Below are 17,893 nucleotides of genomic sequence, written 5' to 3'. Positions count from 1 at the left end.
CTCAAGCGATGGCGGCCGCCGGCCGGAAGCATGCAGCCATCATACGCCACAGCAGGCGACCTTCTTCGGCCAGGCGCAGCACGCGTGCGTCCCACTGCGCCCAGCCGCGAGCGAGCAGTGGCGACAGCGCCGGCAGCTGTCCGGCGAAGCACTCCTCGAACGGTTCTTCGTTGCGCCATTCGAAGGCGGCGGCATCAAGGGCGTGGTCGCAGGCAATGCTCTGCGCCACCTCGGCCGCCAGCCGCTCGTCTTCAGACAGGATCAGGCCGGCGGACACGCCGATGTGCCCGGCCTGCAGCCGAGCGCGCCATTGATCCCATTGGTCCTCCAGCCGATAGAACACCTCGCCGATCTGGCTGCAGGCAGACAGGCCGAGGCCGATGAAATCACTGCGGTCACGCCGCGGCACCCCGGCCAGGTCGCAGTGGCGCTGGCCATCGCCAGGCCCGTGCGGGTTCGGCAGGTCACCGCGTTGATAGTGATCGCCCCCGTTTGCCTCGTAACCCGCTGCACGCAGCAGGCGCCAGGCCTGCAGCCAGTTCGCGGCGGACGGGTGCTGCGGTAACGCGCACGGTGCCGGCAGCAGCACGCGCTCGGGCGCTTCGGCCAGCACCTCATGCAGGCGTTCGATGAAGCCTGCATCCTCGCTGGCTGGCACCCGCAACTGGTAGTAGCGCGCGGTGAAGCCCACCTGTCGTGCCTGCGCCAGCAGGGTGGGTCCTGGTGCATCGGCGCGGTCGATCACATTCAGGCGGGTACACCCCACCGCACGCAGTTGTGCCGGTGACAGCGTGCTGCCAGCATCCAGCCGCACCTCTACCTGGGGTCGCGCCACGGTGCGCAGGTGCTGCGGCACCGCGTCCAGCAGCTGGCCGAGTTGCGGCGGTGGCAGCGTTTCAGCCAGTCCCAGCTGCAGGACCATGGCCACCACCTCGCGGTCCTCGGCCAGTGCATCGGCCTGCAATCGCAGCGCCTGCAGCAGTGTCTCCAGATAGGCCTGCGGCGGCACATCGCGCCCGCCGCGCCCGGCCTGGAAGCCCAGGGTCAGCCCGCGCGGGATCAGGTGCTCGTTGCTGGCGCGCACCGCGGCGCGCCAACCGCTCTCCCCAAAGCCGGTGCTGAACTGGTCAGCCGGCGGGAACAGCACATGCCGGGGTTGCCGCAGCAATGCCGCCTGCAGCGCAGTGTCCTCACTCTGGTCGACGTGGAAGCTCATGGCAGACATCTTCGGGCGTCCCTCCTCGCGTTGCCCTGATTGAAATCAAGCGCGGCGCATCGGTGGATTCATGCCGGCCAGCGGCCGGCACTACCCTTTCACCCGCTGGCCGGCAACCCCGTTCACCTGCCGCGCGCACGATCGGCCGCGGCGGCATCGATGGCTTCGGGCAGATCGGTCTCGCGGTCGATCTGCGGGAAGTGGCGGCGCTCCATGCGACGGATGGCGAAATGCATCCAGGCCAGTGCAGCGGCCACCAGCACGAACAGCAGCATGAAGCAGCTGCTCCAGATGCCCAGCGCGTCGTTCAGCGCACCGAACACGATCGGCAGGATGAAGCCGCCGAGGCCGCCGATCATGCCGACCACACCACCCACCGCGCCGACGCGCTCCGGGTAGTACACCGGGATGTGCTTGTAGACCGCGGCCTTTCCCAGCGACATGAAGAAGCCCAGCACGAACACCAGCACGGTGAACAGCACCACGCCGATGGCCAGGTGGAAGTGGATCGGGCCGTGGATGCCCTTCACCACGTACTCGGTGTCCGGGTAGGCCAGCAGGAAGGTGCAGATGGCCGAGACGCCGAAGGTCCAGTACATCACCCGGCGCGCGCCCATCCTGTCCGACATCCAGCCACCGACCACGCGGAACAGGCTGGCCGGGATCGAGTAGCACGCCGCCAGCATGCCGGCGGTGCCCACGTCCATGCCATAGGCGCCCACCAGGTAGTGCGGCAGCCACAACGCCAGCGCCACGAAGCCGCCGAACACGAAGAAGTAGTACAGCGAGAACCGCCACACCTGCAGGTTCTTCAGCGGTGCCATTTGCTCGGCGAACGGCACCGGCTTCACGCCTTCGCGGCGGCGCTGTTCCAGCGACGGGTCTTCCTTGCTGAAGAGGAAGAACAACACGGCAGTGACGGCCAGTGCCACTGCCCAGACCTTGGCCACCATGGTCCAGCCGGCGGCCACCATCACCAGCGGCGCCAGCAGCTTGGTCACCGCCGAACCGATGTTGCCGGCACCGAAGATACCCAGCGCGGTGCCCTGCTTGCTGGCCGGGAAGAACTTCGATACGTAGGCCACGCCTACCGAGAAGTTGCCACCGGCAATGCCCACGCACAACGCGGCGAACAGGAACTGGGTGTAGGTCTGCGCATAGGTCAGCATCCAGGTGGCCACGGCGCCACACAGCATCACCAGCACCATCACCTTGCGGCCACCGAACTGGTCGGACCAGATGCCAAGGAACACGCGGCTGACCGAACCGGTCAGCACCGGCGTGGCGATCAGCAGGCCGAACTCGGTGTCGTTCAGCCCGAGCTGCTGGCTGATCTGGATGCCGATGATCGAGAAGATCATCCACACGGCGAAACACACGGTAAAAGCGAAAGTGCTCAGCCACAGCGCACGCTGCTGCCCGGCACTGGCGGGGGCAAGAGCCTGGTTCATGGAGTCTCCTCGTTCACGATGGGTCAGCCGATATCCGCTTCAGCTTCGATCTCTTCCAGCCCGCGCACCGGATAGCGTTCCTGCAGCTGCAGCAGGTAGGCCTGCACTTCGCGCTGGCGCACCTGCAGTTCCAGGTACTCACGCAGCTGCGGCAGCACCACCTCGAACGGCTGCGGCTGGCCTTCTTCACGGGCGTCGATGCAGACCACGTGGTAGCCCCAGCGCGATTCCACCGGGAAGCCGGCCAGGCCTTCGCGCAGGCGGAACACCTGGCGATCGAACTCCGGCGTGGTCTGGCCCCGCTGCAGCCAGCCGAGGTCACCGCCCTCGCTGCTGGAGGGGCAACGCGAATGGCGCAGGGCGAAATCGGCGAACAGGTGCGGCGATTCCTTCAGCAGCCCCACCAGGCGCTCACCCTCGGTGCGTGCGGCAAACCGCCCGGCCACGTCATCGGCCGGTGCCGCCAGCAGGATATGGCGCAGGCGCACGCGATCGGGCGAGCGGAAGCGCTCCGGGTTCTGCTCGAAGTAACGGCGGCAGTCCTCGTCGGTGGGTACACGGTCCTCGATCGCATCTTCCAGCAGTTGCTGGATCAGCACTTCTTCATCGCTGACCCGCCCACCCTCGGGCGCCTGCAGCCCCAGCCGCTGCGCCTCCAGGCGCAACAGCTCGCGCACCACCAGTGCACGCGCTGCCTCGGCGCGTGACTGTTCCGGGCGCATCGCCCGATGGTGCTGCATCTCGCGGGCGATCTCGGCCTCGCTGATGGCAATGTCGTCCACGAACAGCCGGCACGGTGCCGGCTGCCCGAGCGAACGCGGCCCCTGCTCCGCCGCATCGTGGTGGTGCGAATGCGCCTCGGCAGGCACCGGTGCGGCGGAGTCGATCACAGTGATCGGCAGGAATTTCGGCAGGCTGCCCATGGCTTACTCCCGCGGCCCGTAGCGCAGCGTGGCCTGGCGCCGGCGCACCACCTGGTAGGGCCGCCACAGGTAGCTGATCGGGATGCTCCACACGTGCACCAGGCGGGTGAACGGAGCGATCAGGAACAGGGTCAGGCCCAGGAAGATGTGCATCTTGTAGACCCAGCTGACGCCTTCAATGTAGTCGGCGGCACCGGCACGGAAGGTCACGATGTGCTGGGCCCATTCGGCCAGCTGCACCATCACCCCGCCGTCCAGGTGGCCGGCCGAGATGCGGATGCTGTACAGGCCCAGGCACAGCTGGGCGAACAGCAGCACCAGCACCAGGGTGTCGCCGAAACTGCCGGTGGCACGCACGCGCGCATTGAACAGGCGGCGTACCAGCAGGATGCTGATGCCGATGAAGCACAGCGCGCCGAACACACCACCCACCACCATCGCCAGCATCTGCTTCTGCGAGGAGGTGATGAAGTGCTCGTACACCGCATGCGGGGTCAGCAGGCCGACCAGATGCCCACCAAGGATGGCCAGAATGCCGATGTGGAAGCAGTTGCTGCCGATCCGCATGCCCTTGTCCGACAGCATCTGGCTGGAGCCGGTGCGCCAGGTGTACATGGCCTTGTCATAGCGGGCCCAGCTGCCGATCAGCAGCACCGCCACGGCGATGTACGGGTAGTACTGGAAGGCGAATTGATGCAGGGAGTAACTCATGGCTGGACCTCTCGATGCGAAGGACGGGCCGGCGAACGCACGGGCGGCTTGCAGTCTTCGGCAGGGGCTTCGGCGCCGAAGCGCACCGCCTCTTCCTCCCACAAGCGGTCCATGGCCTCGGCGGTATCGTCGCGGACTTCTTCACTGGCACGTTGGCGCAGCGCCTGCAGATCGGCCTTGCCGTCGCCGGCTTCGACCAGGATCTCGAACAGCACCCGATGCGGCAGCTCGCGCTCGGCGGCGCGCGCAGCCAGCATCCCGGCGATGTGGCCGATGTGGTGCAGCCACTCACGGGCCTCGCTGCCGGGCCGATGGGCCAGGAACTCCAGCAGCAGCGGCAGGTAGTCCGGCAGCTCGCGAGCATCCAGCTCGAAGCCATTGCGGCGGTACGTCTCGACCAGATCGACCATGGCCTGGCCGCGATCACGCGATTCGCCATGGATGTGTTCGAACAGCAGCAGGCTCATCGAACGACCACGGTCGAAACTGGCCAGCCACGCGGCCTGCGCATCCAGCGCATCGGTGCCCAGCAGCTGCTGCACGAAGCTGCGCAGCTGCTGGCGGCGGGCGGCGTTCAGCGCCGGGTCGTCGCAGGCGGCGAGTAGTTCCTCGCCGTGCTGCCACAGTTCCTCACGGGGGTAGTCCAGCAGCACCCCGACCAGCTTGAGCACGCTCATCACACCACCTCCTTGCGACGGTGGTTGGGCCCCTTGTCCACCACGAACGTGCTGGTGCTGCGCTGGCCAAACAGGTCGGCCGGGCTGTCACCGTTGCAGCCGTTGCCAAAGGTGAAGCCGCAGCCGCCGCGCTCGCCGAAGGCATCGTTGGCATATTCGCGGTGGCCGGTCGGAATCACGAAACGGTCCTCGTAGTTGGCGATGGCCAGGTAGCGGTACATCTCTTCCACCTGGGCAATGCTCAGGCCGGTCTGCTCCAGCACCGCGGTGTCTTCTATGCCGTCCACGTTCTTGGCCCGGCGCCAGGCACGCATCGCCATCAGCCGCTCCAGCGCGCGCACCACCGGCGCTTCGTCACCGGCGGTCAGCAGGTTCGCCAGGTAACGCATCGGGATACGCAGCGAGGCCACGTCCGGCAGTTCGCCGCTCATTCCCACCCGGCCACGCTCGGCCGCCGACTGGATCGGCGAAAGCGGCGGCACGTACCAGACCATCGGCAGCGTGCGGTACTCCGGGTGCAGCGGCAGCGCCAGCTTCCAGTCGATGGCCAGCTTGTAGACCGGCGACTGCTTGGCCGCGTCCAGCCAGCTGTCCGGGATGCCCTCCTTGCGCGCGGCAGCGATCACCGCCGGATCGTTCGGGTCCAGGAAGATGTCCAGGTGGGCCTGGTACAGGTCCTTCTCGGCCGCCACCGAGGCAGCCTCGGCAATGCGGTCGGCGTCGTACAGCATCACGCCCAGGTAGCGGATGCGACCCACGCAGGTCTCCGAGCACACGGTCGGCTCGCCCATCTCGATGCGCGGGTAGCAGAAGATGCACTTCTCCGACTTGCCGCTCTTCCAGTTGTAATAGATCTTCTTGTACGGACAGGCCGACACGCACATGCGCCAGCCACGGCACTTGTCCTGGTCGATCAGCACGATGCCGTCTTCCTCGCGCTTGTAGATCGCGCCAGACGGGCACGCCGATACGCACGCCGGGTTCAGGCAGTGCTCGCACAGGCGCGGCAGGTACATCATGAAGGTCTTCTCGAAGGCGCCGTAGATTTCCTTCTGCACCTGGTCGAAGTTGTAGTCACGCGAGCGCTTGCTGAACTCCGAACCGAGGATTTCCTCCCAGTTCGGGCCCCACTCGATCTTCTGCATGCGTTCGCCGCTGATCAGCGAGCGTGGCCGCGCGGTGGGCTGGTGCTGGCTGTCCTTGGCGGTGTGCAGGTTCTGGTAGTCGAAGTCGAACGGCTCGTAGTAGTCGTCGATCTGCGGCAGGTCCGGGTTGGCGAAAATCTTGGCCAGCATCCGCCAACGGCCGCCGGCACGCGGCACCAGCTTGCCGGCGCGGGTGCGCACCCAGCCGCCGTTCCACTTGTCCTGGTTCTCCCATTCCTTCGGGTAGCCGATGCCCGGCTTGGTTTCCACGTTGTTGAACCAGGCGTACTCGACGCCCTCGCGCGAGGTCCAGACGTTCTTGCAGGTGATCGAGCAGGTATGGCAGCCGATGCACTTGTCCAGGTTCAGCACCATCGCGATCTGTGCACGGACCTTCATCACACCACCTCCTTGCTGGCCGATGCTGAAGCACCAGCGGGCTGCTCATCGTCCAACCAATCGATCTTGTCCATCTTGCGTACGATCACGAACTCGTCGCGGTTGGTACCGCAGGTACCGTAGTAGTTGAAGCCATAGGCCAGCTGCGCGTAGCCACCAATCATGTGGGTCGGCTTGAGCACGATGCGGGTCACCGAGTTGTGGATGCCGCCGCGGGTACCGGAAATCTCCGAACCCGGCACATTGATGATGCGTTCCTGGGCGTGGTACATCATCGCCATGCCCGGCATCACGCGCTGGCTGACCACCGCACGCGCGGCGATCGCACCGTTGACGTTGAACAGTTCGATCCAGTCGTTGTCGACGATGCCGGCGCTGCGCGCGTCATCCTCGCTCAACCACACGATCGGGCCACCGCGCGACAGCGTCTGCATGATCAGGTTGTCGCTGTAGGTGCTGTGGATGCCCCACTTCTGGTGCGGGGTGATCCAGTTCAGCACGATCTCCTTGTTGCCGTTCGGGCGCCGGTTCAGCAGCGGCTCCACCGTGCGCGTGTTGACCGGCGGCCGGTAGCCCATGAAGGCTTCGCCGAAGTCGATCATCCACTCGTGGTCCTGGTAGAACTGCTGGCGACCGGTCACCGTGCGCCACGGAATCAGCTCGTGCACGTTGGTATAGCCGGCGTTGTAGCTGACGTTGTCGTCTTCCAGCCCCGACCAGATCGGCGAGGAGATGATCTTGCGCGGCTGCGCCTGGATGTCACGGAAGCGGATCGCCTCGTGCTCCTTGCCCACCGCCAGGTGGGTATGCTCACGGCCGGTGAAGGTACCCAGCGACTCCCAGGCCTTCACTGCCACGTGGCCATTGGTTTCCGGCGCCAGGTGCAGGATCACTTCGGCCGCGTCGATCGCGGTCGAGATGGCCGGGCGGCCGTGGCTGACACCCTCGTCGTGCACGGTATGGTTGAGCTTGCCGAGGAATTCGACCTCGTGCCTGGTGTCCCAGCTCATGCCCTTGCCGCCGTTGCCCAGCTTGTCCAGCAGCGGGCCCAGCGAGGTGAACTTGCGGTACAGGTTCGGGTAGTCGCGCTCCACCACCGTCATCGACGGCATGGTCTGGCCCGGGATGGCCTCGCACTCGCCCTTCTTCCAGTCGGCCACGCCGAACGGCATGCCCAGTTCATTGGGCGTGTCATGCAGGGTCGGCACCAGCACCAGGTCCTTTTCCACGCCCAGCACGCCCGGCGCCATCTCGCTCACGGTGCGGGCGACCTCCTTGAAGATCTCCCAGTCACTGCGCGATTCCCACGCCGGATCCACCGCCTTGGACAGCGGATGGATGAACGGGTGCATGTCCGAGGTATTGAGATCGTCCTTCTCGTACCAGGTTGCGGTCGGCAGCACGATGTCCGAGTACAGCGCCGTGGTGCACATGCGGAAGTCGAGCGTGACCAGCAGGTCCAGCTTGCCTTCGGGTGCCTCGTCACGCCACTTCACTTCCTCCGGCTTGATCGCGCCCATCTCGCCCAGGTCCTTGCCCTGCAGGCCATGGCGCGTGCCGAGCAGATGCCGCAGCATGTACTCGTGGCCCTTGCCCGAAGAACCGAGCAGGTTCGAGCGCCAGATGAACATCATGCGCGGATGGTTCTGCTGCGCATCCGGGTCGGCGAAGGCGAAGTCCAGCGAGCCATCCTTGAACTTGCCCAGCGCATAGTCGGCCGGGGCCACGCCGGCCGCTTCCGCCTCGCGCACCAGCTGCAGCGGATTGCGGTCCAGCTGCGGCGCGCACGGCAACCAGCCCATGCGCACGGCGCGCAGGTTCAGATCGGCCAGGCTGCCGCTGTACTTGCTGGCATCGGCCAGCGGCGAGAGCAGCTCGTCCACCTGCAGCTTCTCGTAACGCCACTGCCCGGTGTTGAAGTAGAAGTACGAGGTGCCGTTCATGTGCCGCGGTGGGCGGCTCCAGTCCAGGCCGAACGCCAGCGGCTGCCAGCCGGTCTGCGGGCGCAGCTTTTCCTGGCCCACGTAATGCGCCCAGCCGCCACCGGTCTGGCCCACGCAGCCGCACATGATCAGCATGTTGATCAGGCCGCGGTAGTTCATGTCGTTGTGGAACCAGTGGTTCATGCCGGCGCCGACGATGATCATCGAGCGGCCATGGGTCTTGTCGGCGGTACGCGCGAATTCGCGGGCGATCTCGATCACTTCCGCACGCGACACGCCGGTGATACGCTCCTGCCAGGCCGGGGTACCCGGCACCATGTCGTCGAAACTGCGCGCCACGTTGCCGCCGCCGAAGCCACGGTCCACGCCGTACTGGGCCAGCAGCAGGTCGTAGACCGTGGCCACCAGGGTGTCGCCGCCGTCGGCCAGGGCCAGGCGACGCACCGGGATGTTGCGCTCAAGTACCTCGTCGGCCGGCGCCGCGGTCCAGCCGTCGGTCTCGATGCCACCGAAGTACGGGAAGCTGACCGCTTCGATGCCTTCATGGCCCTCGGCCAGGCTCAGGCGCAGGCGCGTATCGGCGCCGTTGCTGGCCTTCTCCTCGATGTTCCACTTGCCCTTTTCACCCCAGCGGAAGCCGATCGAGCCGTTCGGCACCACGATCTGGCCACTGCTTTCGTCATAGGCCAGGGTCTTCCAGTCGGGGTTGTTCGCTTCGCCCAGCCCGCCGAGTTCACTGGCGCGCAGGAAGCGGCCCGGGACCAGCCGGCCATCATCGCGACGCTCCAGGCGCACCAGCATCGGCATGTCCGAGTACTGGCGGCAGTAGTCCTGGAAGTACTGCGAAGGCGAATCGACATGGAACTCGCGCAGGATCACGTGGCCGAACGCAAAGGCCAGCGCCGCGTCGGTGCCCTGCTTGGGGTGCAGCCAGTGGTCGGTCAGCTTGGCCAGCTCGGAATAGTCCGGGCAGATCGCCACCGTCTTGGTGCCGTTGTAGCGCGCCTCGGTGAAGAAATGCGCGTCGGGCGTGCGCGTCTGCGGCACGTTCGAGCCCCAGGCGATGATGTAGCGGCTGTTGTACCAGTCCGCCGATTCGGGCACGTCGGTCTGCTCGCCCCAGATCTGCGGCGAGGCCGGCGGCAGATCGCAGTACCAGTCGTAGAAGGACAGGCAGGCGCCGCCCAGCAACGACAGGTAGCGTGCGCCGGCCGCGTAGGACACCATCGACATCGCCGGAATCGGCGAGAAGCCGACCACGCGGTCCGGGCCGTACTGCTTCACCGTGTACAGGTTGGAGGCCGCAATGATCTCGTTGGCCTCTTCCCACTGCAGGCGCACGAAGCCGCCCATGCCGCGGCGGCTCTTGTACGAACGCGTCTTTTCCTTGTCCTCGACAATGCTGGCCCAGGCATCGACCGGGTCCTTGCTCTTGCGCGCTTCGCGCCACAGGCGCAGCAGCGTGCCGCGGATCAGCGGGTACTTCAGCCGGTTGGCGCTGTACAGGTACCAGGAATAGCTGGCGCCACGCGGGCAGCCACGCGGTTCATGGTTGGGCAGGTCCGGGCGGGTACGCGGGTAGTCGGTCTGCTGGGTTTCCCAGGTGACCAGGCCGTTCTTGACGTAGATCTTCCAGCTGCACGAGCCGGTGCAGTTGACGCCGTGGGTGGAGCGCACGACCTTGTCGTACTGCCAGCGGGCGCGGTAACTGTTTTCCCAGTCGCGGCCCTCGCTCTTGGCAAATCCATGGCCATCGGCAAAAGACTGGGGGTCACGCTTGAAGAACTGCAAGCGATCAAGGAAATAACTCATCGGGGGTCTCCCTTTGCGGACATCTGCAACGTGGCTGTGGTGTTCATTGGCTGCGGTGCGTTTTCAAGTTGTCAGCAGGGTGTCTCGGCACCGCGCCGGTAGTACCACCACCAGGTCACGGCCAGGCAGGTGATGTAGAAAACAACGAATCCGTACAGCGCCATGTCGGGGCTGCCGGTCAAGGTGATGGACGAGCCGTAGCTCTTGGGGATGAAGAAGCCACCATAGGCGCCGATCGCACCGGAGAAGCCGACCACCGCGGCCGACTCGATGCTGGCCTGGTGCGCGGCCGCCGCCTTGCCTTCGGCGCTGTCGTTGGCCGACCAGCGCTCGTGCAGGGTGCGGAAGATCACCGGGATCATGCGGAAGGTGGTGCCGTTGCCGATGCCACTGAGCACGAACAGCGCCATGAAGCTGAGCAGGAAGCCATGGAAGTTGCCGCCCTGGCCGTGGCTGGGCAGGAAGTGCAGCACCCCGAACACGGCGGCGATCATCAGCGCGAACACCCAGAAGGTCAGGCGCGCGCCACCCCAGCGGTCGGCCAGGCTGCCGCCCACCGAGCGCATCAACGCACCCAGCAGTGGGCCGATGAAGGCGTAGGCCAGCGGATTCACCTCCGGGAACTGGCTCTTCACCAGCATCGGGAAGCCGGCCGAGAAGCCGATGTAGGAACCGAAGGTGCCGATGTACAGCCAGCACATCAGCCAGTTGTGCTTGCGGCGGAAGATCACCGCCTGCTCGGAGAACGACGAGCGTGCACTGGTCAGGTCGTTCATGCCGAACCAGGCCGCAACCGCACAGATCGCGATCGCCGGCACCCAGATGAAACCGGCGTTCTGTACGAACAGCGACGCCCCGCCCTCCACCGTGGGCTGCGGCGCACCACCCAGCGCACCGAACACACCCACGGTGATCACCAGCGGAATCACCGCCTGCGCCACCGACACACCCACATTGCCCAGGCCGGCGTTCAGGCCCAGCGCCAGGCCCTGCTTCTGCTTGGGATAGAAGAAGGAGATGTTGGACATCGACGACGAGAAGTTCGCACCGCCAAATCCGCACAGGATGGCGATGACCACGAACACCCAGTACGGAGTGGCCGGATCCTGCACCGCGAAGCCCAGCCAGATCGTCGGCGCCAGCAGCGAGGCGGTGGACAGCGCCGTCCAGCGGCGGCCACCGAAGATCGGAATCACGAACGAATAGAAGATGCGCAGGGTCGCGCCGGACAGGCTGGGCAGTGCCACCAGCCAGAACAGCTGGTCAGTGCTGAAGTTGAAACCAATCTTCGGCAGGCTGATCGACACCGCCGAGAACAGCACCCAGACCGAAAAGGCCAGCAGCAGCGAGGGAATCGAGATGACCAGGTTGCGGGTGGCGACCCGCTTGCCGGTGCGCTCCCAGTAACCGGGATCTTCCGGCGTCCAGTCGCTGATGACGCGACCCGGACGGGAGGTGCTGCGGACAACAGGATCGCTACCGACGGTCATACATGGCTCCAAGGCTGTGGAATGACGTGGGTACTGCGTTTCAAGTTGTGACCCGTCGTCATGCAGCCATTAGGCCGTGCAGCACGGACGACGGGGTTGATCTGGATCAATCAGGAACGGGTTTCCACCCTGCCCCTGACAAATGTCAAACCGATGAAGCCGCGCTGCGGCGGGTTACCCCGCGCTGGCGCACGCTGTCGCGCACATCGACATCGAACTGGAGTTGAAGCTGGCTGCCATCTTCCAGGGCGATGTCGAATGGCAGGCCATCACGGCACGGCAGGCGTGCCGCCAGTGCTTCGACCGCAATGCGCGGCAGGACCAGGCGGCAGAAGGTGCCGCCGTCCAGCAGCACGGGCTGCTCGCCAGCATGCAGCGAGACCGCCATGCCCCAGCCTTCGATGCCGCCAAAGCGGGTCATGTTCTCGACCGATTCACCGGCCAGCAGGCGCGCCAGCTCGGCCTCGTCCAGGCGAAGCCGTACCGACTGGTCCTGCAACTGCACTTTCATGACGCAACATCCTCCCATTGTTCGGGGGTATTGCAGTTGACCAGTCCGGCCTCGTCAACCGGGGCCAGGGCGACGGTGTTCACGCCCAGGCGGCGCTGCAGCGCCTGCAGCGAGCGCGGGCCGTCGGGGTCATCCAGCATCGATGCCAGCGCGGCCCGGCAAGCATCGTCCATATTCAGCAACATGGGCAGGGGGTGGCCCGTAAAGATCGTGCACGGAGCGTGATGGCCGTCACGCAATTGCTGTAACAGGCGCGGGGGCAGCAGCGGCGTATCCACCGGCACCACCCAGGCCGGGCCATCGGGCATGTGCGTAGCCACGCTGTAGAGCCCGCCCAGCGGGCCACAGCGCGCCACCTGGTCGGGGATGCCGCCGAAGGCCGGATAGTCGCCGCTTACCCAGACCCGCTTGGCACCAGCCTGCAACAACAGGCCGCGCATGTGCTCCAGCAGCGTGCGCCCCTGCCACGGCAGCAACGCCTTGTCGCGGCCCATGCGGCTGGACAGGCCGCCGGCCAGCACGATGCCGTCAATGGTGGTGGTGGTCGTGCGCGTGGTCATGGGCATGTGCGGGCTCGCTGTCCGCATGGCAGAGACTGCACCCCTCGCTCCACTCGCTGTCGCCGTCCTCGTAGTGCTCCTGCTTCCAGATCGGGCACTGGTGCTTGACCGCTTCGATCAGCTGCCGGCAGGCACGGAAGGCCTCGTCACGGTGCGGGCTGCCGGCAGCCACCACCACCGCCACGTCGCCGATACCCAGGCGACCCTTGGCATGGGCCACATACAGCTTCAGCTTCGGCCCGAACGCAGCCTCCACGTCCGCGGCCAGGCGCTTGAATTCGTTCAGTACCAGCGGCTCGAACAGGTCGTAGGTGATCCCGGTCACCGGCCGGCCGATATTGACGTCGCGCACCTTGCCGATGAACACATCGATGCCGCCGAAGCCCGGATCGGATACTGCGGCGATACCCTCGGCCGGATCGATCGCCGCCTGCGCGCGGTCCACCACCTTCGCGATGATCTTCTCGCTCACGGCTCAGCCCCCGCTTACCGGCGGCAGGATCGCCACCCGGCCATCGTCGGGCAGCGCCTCGTGGTCGCGCAGCACGCGTTGCTGGTCGGCGAATGCCGAGTAATCCAGCAGGCCCGCGCGGAAACCCGGCCAACGCACCGGCAACAGCTCGCGCAGTGCCTGGCGCAGATCGGCCACAGTGCCACCGGCCACGTCGAGCGCGATTTCGCGGCTGGCATCCAGATCGGAAAAGGCACCGAACAACTGCAGATTCACCTGTTTCATCATCACTCCTGGCTCACCAGCTGCACCGGTTCGTGGTGACCCCAGCCCTGCACGCGCACGTAGGTGCCCGCGTTGGCCAGGTCTCCCTCGGCCTCCAGCACCACCCAGGCGTTGGCCTGCAGCATCGACATCAAACGGAACGATTCCTGCCCGGACAGCACGCGCGCACTCAGGCGCCCCTGCCCGTCCATTTCCACCCGCGCACGCGCGTGGAAGCGCAGGCCTGGCGGCTTGCGCACGTCGGCCTGCAACGGCAGCTGCAACACGGTTTCCGGCGCCAGCCCCAGCAGGCGGCGCAGCACCGGCTCCACGAAGAAGCGCTGGCCGACGGCGGCCGAAACCGGGTTGCCGGGCAGGCCGAAGTACAGCGCACCATTGGGCAGCACCGCAAACAGCAGCGGTTTGCCCGGGCGGATCGCCACCTTGTGGAACACGATGCGCGCACCGCGGCCACGCAGCGCATCGGGAACGAAATCGTAGCGGCCGGCCGACACCGCGCCGGTACTGATCAGCAGTTGTGCACCCGCAGCCAGCGCTTGATCCAGCACCGCATTGAACGCGGTCACGTCATCGCCCACCGTGCCCTGCCAGACCACCTCGGCACCGGCCGCCTGCAGGCGACCCACCAGATACGGCCGGTTGCTGTCACGGATCTGGCCCGATTCCAGCGCCTGCGCCGCCTCGGTCACCAGCTCCTTGCCGGTGGCGATCACAGCGGCCTTCGGTCGTGCCATCACCGCCACTTCGCCCACGCCGATGGCGTGCAGCAGGGTGCGGGCGTTGATATCCAGCACCTGCCCGGCCTGCAGCACGCGCTCGCCGTCGCTCACGTCCTGGCCACGCAGGCGCACGTGCTGGCCCGGCTTCACCGCGCCCTTCAACGCAATGCGGGTCGGACGGCCGTCCTCGCTGGCGAGGATCTCCACATTCTCGACCGGCACCACGGTATCCAGTCCGGACGGCATGCGTGCGCCGGTCATGATTTCCCAGGCACCCTCGCCGCCCTCGGCACCGGCATCGCCGGCGGCCTGCCAGCCCTGCACCGTGAATTCGGTACCGCTATCGAACGCAGCACCGTTGGCACGCAGCGCAAAGCCGTCCATCGCAGAATTGTCGAACGGCGGCAGCGACTGCTCACTGATGACGTCACTGGCCAGAGTGCGGCCGCCGGCCTCATGCAGCGGCAGGCGCTCGGTCGGCAGCGGCGTGGCCGCATCCAGCAGGTGCTGCAGGGCTTCGCTATAGGCAATCATCAGTGGCCACCACCGTCGACCATCGCCAGCGCGTGGCCCAGCACCGGCGCCAGGATGTCCAGGCACTGTGCCGCCGCCTTCGGGCTGCCCGGCAGCGCGAACACCAGCATGCCGCCCAGCTGCACTACTTCGGCACGGCTCAGCCAGGCCATCGGCGTGTGCTGCGCGCTCAGCGCCCGCACCATCTGTGCCAGGCCATGCACCGGCCGCGCATTCAAGGAGCGCAGCGCCTCCGGGGTCAGGTCACGCGGTCCCAAGCCGGTACCGCCGGTGCACAGGCACAGGCGCACGCCCTCGGCGGCCAATGCCTGCAGCCGGCCGGCCAACGGCTCGATGCCATCGGGCAGCACTTCAGCGGCCAGCACCTCGCCACCCAGCTTCTTCAAACCGGCCACCAACGTCGGGCCTGACACATCTTCGTAGCGGCCTTCGCTGGCACGGTCGCTCAACGTGATCACCGCGCAGGCCGCGCCCTCCAGGCCCTTCGGTGCACGCGGCTTGAAGCGCGCGCGCTCGGCCTCGTCCATGCCATCGGGATGCAGCCATACACCGCGCTTGCCGCCTTCCTTGAACAACAGGCGGATGCCTTCGATGCGCAGCGCCGGTTCCACCGGCTTGCTCAGGTCGTACAGGGTCAGCAGCGCCGCGTTGACGCCGGCCAGTGCCTCCATCTCCACGCCGGTGCGCGCCTCGCTGGCGCACTCGCACCACACGCGGATCGCCTGCCGTTCCGGTACCGGCGCGCAGAACACCTGCACCAGCTCCAGCGGCAACGGGTGGCACAGCGGCATCAGCATCGAGGCCATCTTGGCGCCCTGCAGGCCGGCAATCTCGGCCATCACCAGCGCATCGCCCTTGGGCAGGCGGCGCTCGACAATCAGCGGATACGCCACCGGGCCGGCATGCAGTTCGCCCACCGCCACCGCGCGGCGGCGGGTGATGCGCTTGTCGCGGACATCGGCCATGTGGAAGGCCGCATTCAATTCCCCACTCATCGTGTTGCTCATCCTCCGATGGAGGCCAGGTGCGGGGTGAGCCCGGTCTGGCCCTGGTGCAGGCCATGCCCGGCCGCTTTCAGGCCAAGCTGGGTGGTGATGCGCGCCAGCAGCGCGTCATGGTCATCGTCGCTCTGCAGCAGCGGCCGCAGCGGCACCCCGAACTCGCCGAACAGGCACAGCCGCAGGTCGCCCTTGGCGGTCACCCGAAGGCGGTTGCAGCCCTTGCAGAAGTCACGCGAATACGGCGCGATGATGCCGATGCTGCCGCGATGGTCGGGGTGGCCGAACTCGCGCGCCGGACCGGCATCGGCCGCACGCGGGCGCTCGTGCCAGCCAGCGGCCAGCAGCTGCTCGATCACCACGTCGGCACGCAGGTGGTGGCGCTGGAAATAGGCTTCGTTGTCGCCGGTGCGCATCAGTTCGATGAAGCGCACGCTGAAGGGGCGGTCGCGCAGGTAGTCCATCCACTGCGGCAGCTCGTCGTCGTTGAGGCCGCGCAGCAGCACCGCATTGAGCTTGATCGCCGGCAGGCCCAGTGCCTGCGCCAGGGCCACGCCCTGCTCGATCTCCGGCAGGCGGTCGTGCCCGGTAATGGTCCTGAAGCGCTCGCGCTGCAGGCTGTCCATGCTTACGTTCAGCGCGGTCAACCCCGCCCGGTGCCAACCCGGCAGGCGCCGCGGCAGCAGCGTGCCGTTGGTGGTGATGGCCACCTTGCGGATACCCGGCACCGCCGCCACGGTGGCGATGATCTCGTCCAGGTCCTTGCGCAGGCTGGGCTCGCCGCCAGTCAGGCGAATCTTGCTCATGCCCAGCGCGGCGAACGCGCGTACCAGCCGCGCGATTTCATCCACCTGCAGGAAGCGCGGGCGGCCATCGGCCTGGTAACCATCGGGCAGGCAATAGCTGCAACGGAAGTTGCAGGCTTCGGTCAACGACAGGCGCAGGTACGGAAAGCTGCGTCCGAAACCGTCGGTGAGTTGGCTCATGGCTGGTCCACCTTGTTGCTCCACCGTCTTGCCTGTGCCCGGAACGGCCCGGAAACCCTCGTCTGCTGGAACGATTGCCAGAGTACGCGGCCATCAGTTCCATGGGCATGACTTAAATCAATCGTCTTCGGCCCCGCGCGGCAGGCGTTGTGGCAGCATGCGGCTTTCCGTGCAGCGGGCGTGTGACAACCCTCATGATGATGAACGATTTCCAGCAGCTGCTGCACGCCGCAGGCCAGCAGGCTGAACCGCAACGCTTGCTGTTCGTATTCGTGCGCGCCGAGCTGCCCGAATCGCCCACCGACGACCAGCGCGACCGGCATGACCGCCGCGAGGGCGGCACCCTGTCGCCGGTGCTGTGCGTGGACAAGCTGCCCGCCGAAGTGCCCAGCTTCCAGGCGCTGGCGGCTGAATCGACCACCACCGGCATCGACTGGGACCTGGTGTTCGTGGCCGCGCTGGACGGCCGCGCCGGGTTCGCCCCCAACAGCGATGAGGCCGCGCGCCCGCTGAAACTGATGGTCAATGCCATCCATGACGGTCAGATCGGCCGCTTCGCCGCCTTCGACCGGGGCGGCGAGCCTGTTCAGTTCTATTGACCCACCAGCTGCAGGGTCAGGAAGAAGATCACCAGCACGGTGTTCAGGCCCCAGGCCACGGTCAGCCCGCGCGCGGCCACGCCCAGGTTGGGATTGTGTGCGCTGGGCGCCGCCCGCCAGACCGCCGGAATGATCCAGCCGGTATAGAGCAGCAGGGCGGCAAACACCCCCAGCAGCAGCGGCGTGCGCCCGTTGGCCAGGGCCCAGAGAGCCACGGCCCACAGAATGTTGCTGGGGATGACGCCCTGCAGCCAGAACACACTCCAGAGGCGGGAACGGCCCGTGGTGTCGGGCGCCGGGTGCAGGGAAGCGGTAGCGGTCATAAGTCTCCTTCTGGTTAGGAAACGTGCTCGGGCAGCCTGCGCTTGGCGGATGGGAACGTCAACCCGTGTCGTGCATCACGCTTTGGCGTCTGATGGCGGAATGGTACGGACCTGGCCGGCGCTGGCCGACTGCGACCAGTGCGCGAGCTGGACCGCAACA

17 protein-coding genes are annotated in these 17,893 nt (G+C 66.7%); 1 reads left to right on the top strand and 16 read right to left on the bottom strand.

Features of this window, described 5'->3' with window-relative positions; genetic code table 11:
- Position 1 precedes the first annotated feature (1 nt).
- From N7590_RS06930 to moaA, 15 genes are all read right to left on the bottom strand, one after another.
- Complete coding sequence (locus tag N7590_RS06930) at positions 2-1,216, bottom strand: coproporphyrinogen III oxidase (RefSeq protein ID WP_279935262.1); 1,215 nt, start codon at positions 1,214-1,216, stop codon at positions 2-4.
- A 122-nt stretch (positions 1,217-1,338) separates the two neighbouring features.
- Positions 1,339-2,667, bottom strand: coding sequence for a nitrate/nitrite transporter (locus N7590_RS06925; RefSeq protein ID WP_164241173.1), 1,329 nt, complete (start codon positions 2,665-2,667; stop codon positions 1,339-1,341).
- A 23-nt stretch (positions 2,668-2,690) separates the two neighbouring features.
- Positions 2,691-3,590 (bottom strand): peptidylprolyl isomerase, encoded by a 900-nt coding sequence (locus N7590_RS06920; protein WP_164241174.1) that lies wholly within the window; start codon positions 3,588-3,590, stop codon positions 2,691-2,693.
- Between the two features lie 3 nt (positions 3,591-3,593).
- Positions 3,594-4,301, bottom strand: coding sequence for a respiratory nitrate reductase subunit gamma (gene narI / locus N7590_RS06915; RefSeq protein WP_006449390.1), 708 nt, complete (start codon positions 4,299-4,301; stop codon positions 3,594-3,596).
- The gene (narJ, locus tag N7590_RS06910; protein ID WP_040007589.1) at positions 4,298-4,978 is read right to left on the bottom strand and encodes a nitrate reductase molybdenum cofactor assembly chaperone; all 681 of its coding nucleotides are present in this window, start codon (positions 4,976-4,978) and stop codon (positions 4,298-4,300) included. The genes narI and narJ overlap by 4 nt, the downstream gene beginning before the upstream one ends.
- Positions 4,978-6,522 carry a nitrate reductase subunit beta gene (narH, locus tag N7590_RS06905; protein ID WP_164241175.1) on the bottom strand — a complete coding sequence of 515 codons (1,545 nt, stop codon included), beginning with the start codon at positions 6,520-6,522 and terminating at the stop codon, positions 4,978-4,980. The genes narJ and narH overlap by 1 nt, the downstream gene beginning before the upstream one ends.
- Complete coding sequence (locus N7590_RS06900) at positions 6,522-10,277, bottom strand: nitrate reductase subunit alpha (RefSeq protein ID WP_279935260.1); 3,756 nt, start codon at positions 10,275-10,277, stop codon at positions 6,522-6,524. The genes narH and N7590_RS06900 overlap by 1 nt, the downstream gene beginning before the upstream one ends.
- Before the next feature lie 71 nt (positions 10,278-10,348).
- Positions 10,349-11,767 (bottom strand): NarK family nitrate/nitrite MFS transporter, encoded by a 1,419-nt coding sequence (locus N7590_RS06895; protein WP_164241177.1) that lies wholly within the window; start codon positions 11,765-11,767, stop codon positions 10,349-10,351.
- A gap of 145 nt (positions 11,768-11,912) precedes the next feature.
- Positions 11,913-12,278 (bottom strand): hypothetical protein, encoded by a 366-nt coding sequence (locus N7590_RS06890; RefSeq protein WP_164241178.1) that lies wholly within the window; start codon positions 12,276-12,278, stop codon positions 11,913-11,915.
- A complete protein-coding gene (locus N7590_RS06885) occupies positions 12,275-12,838 on the bottom strand; it encodes a molybdenum cofactor guanylyltransferase (protein WP_164241179.1) in 564 nt (187 codons plus the stop codon). Before N7590_RS06885 ends, N7590_RS06890 begins: the two co-directional genes overlap by 4 nt.
- Positions 12,807-13,310, bottom strand: coding sequence for a molybdenum cofactor biosynthesis protein MoaE (locus N7590_RS06880; protein ID WP_164241180.1), 504 nt, complete (start codon positions 13,308-13,310; stop codon positions 12,807-12,809). The genes N7590_RS06885 and N7590_RS06880 overlap by 32 nt, the downstream gene beginning before the upstream one ends.
- A 3-nt stretch (positions 13,311-13,313) precedes the next feature.
- Positions 13,314-13,574 (bottom strand): MoaD/ThiS family protein, encoded by a 261-nt coding sequence (locus tag N7590_RS06875; protein ID WP_053509909.1) that lies wholly within the window; start codon positions 13,572-13,574, stop codon positions 13,314-13,316.
- A gap of 2 nt (positions 13,575-13,576) precedes the next feature.
- Entirely contained in the window at positions 13,577-14,827 is a 1,251-nt protein-coding gene (gene glp, locus N7590_RS06870; RefSeq protein ID WP_164241181.1) for a gephyrin-like molybdotransferase Glp, read from the bottom strand.
- The gene (moaCB, locus tag N7590_RS06865) at positions 14,827-15,822 is read right to left on the bottom strand and encodes a bifunctional molybdenum cofactor biosynthesis protein MoaC/MoaB (RefSeq protein ID WP_164241182.1); all 996 of its coding nucleotides are present in this window, start codon (positions 15,820-15,822) and stop codon (positions 14,827-14,829) included. Before moaCB ends, glp begins: the two co-directional genes overlap by 1 nt.
- Before the next feature lie 8 nt (positions 15,823-15,830).
- The gene (gene moaA, locus N7590_RS06860; protein WP_164241183.1) at positions 15,831-16,811 is read right to left on the bottom strand and encodes a GTP 3',8-cyclase MoaA; all 981 of its coding nucleotides are present in this window, start codon (positions 16,809-16,811) and stop codon (positions 15,831-15,833) included.
- 194 nt (positions 16,812-17,005) lie between these two features.
- On the opposite strand from moaA, the gene N7590_RS06855 reads away from it, so the two are divergent.
- On the top strand, positions 17,006-17,410 hold the full coding sequence (locus tag N7590_RS06855) for a hypothetical protein (RefSeq protein WP_053449950.1): 405 nt from the start codon (positions 17,006-17,008) through the stop codon (positions 17,408-17,410).
- On the opposite strand, the gene N7590_RS06850 is transcribed toward N7590_RS06855, so the two are convergent.
- Positions 17,404-17,733: a hypothetical protein gene (locus N7590_RS06850; protein WP_164087363.1), complete on the bottom strand. Its 330-nt coding sequence runs from the start codon at positions 17,731-17,733 to the stop codon at positions 17,404-17,406. The two genes, N7590_RS06855 and N7590_RS06850, sit on opposite strands and share 7 nt — an antisense overlap.
- Positions 17,734-17,893 lie beyond the last annotated feature (160 nt).

This window comes from Stenotrophomonas sp. GD04024, assembly GCF_029837545.1.
GTDB classification, from domain to species: domain Bacteria; phylum Pseudomonadota; class Gammaproteobacteria; order Xanthomonadales; family Xanthomonadaceae; genus Stenotrophomonas; species Stenotrophomonas forensis.
The sequence above is the reverse complement of the archived record's forward strand: the minus strand, read 5'-3'. Positions and strand labels throughout refer to the sequence as shown.

Coding starts and splice junctions, on each gene's coding strand:
- N7590_RS06920 (WP_164241174.1), bottom strand. CDS start 3,590: ATGGGCAGCCTGCCGAAATTCCTGCCGATCACTGTGATCGACTCCGCC.
- N7590_RS06930 (WP_279935262.1), bottom strand. CDS start 1,216: ATGAGCTTCCACGTCGACCAGAGTGAGGACACTGCGCTGCAGGCGGCA.
- N7590_RS06895 (WP_164241177.1), bottom strand. CDS start 11,767: ATGACCGTCGGTAGCGATCCTGTTGTCCGCAGCACCTCCCGTCCGGGT.
- narJ (WP_040007589.1), bottom strand. CDS start 4,978: ATGAGCGTGCTCAAGCTGGTCGGGGTGCTGCTGGACTACCCCCGTGAG.
- N7590_RS06890 (WP_164241178.1), bottom strand. CDS start 12,278: ATGAAAGTGCAGTTGCAGGACCAGTCGGTACGGCTTCGCCTGGACGAG.
- moaCB (WP_164241182.1), bottom strand. CDS start 15,822: ATGAGTGGGGAATTGAATGCGGCCTTCCACATGGCCGATGTCCGCGAC.
- N7590_RS06875 (WP_053509909.1), bottom strand. CDS start 13,574: ATGAAACAGGTGAATCTGCAGTTGTTCGGTGCCTTTTCCGATCTGGAT.
- narI (WP_006449390.1), bottom strand. CDS start 4,301: ATGAGTTACTCCCTGCATCAATTCGCCTTCCAGTACTACCCGTACATC.
- narH (WP_164241175.1), bottom strand. CDS start 6,522: ATGAAGGTCCGTGCACAGATCGCGATGGTGCTGAACCTGGACAAGTGC.
- N7590_RS06900 (WP_279935260.1), bottom strand. CDS start 10,277: ATGAGTTATTTCCTTGATCGCTTGCAGTTCTTCAAGCGTGACCCCCAG.
- N7590_RS06925 (WP_164241173.1), bottom strand. CDS start 2,667: ATGAACCAGGCTCTTGCCCCCGCCAGTGCCGGGCAGCAGCGTGCGCTG.
- N7590_RS06850 (WP_164087363.1), bottom strand. CDS start 17,733: ATGACCGCTACCGCTTCCCTGCACCCGGCGCCCGACACCACGGGCCGT.
- moaA (WP_164241183.1), bottom strand. CDS start 16,811: ATGAGCCAACTCACCGACGGTTTCGGACGCAGCTTTCCGTACCTGCGC.
- N7590_RS06885 (WP_164241179.1), bottom strand. CDS start 12,838: ATGACCACGCGCACGACCACCACCACCATTGACGGCATCGTGCTGGCC.
- glp (WP_164241181.1), bottom strand. CDS start 14,827: ATGATTGCCTATAGCGAAGCCCTGCAGCACCTGCTGGATGCGGCCACG.
- N7590_RS06855 (WP_053449950.1), top strand. CDS start 17,006: ATGATGATGAACGATTTCCAGCAGCTGCTGCACGCCGCAGGCCAGCAG.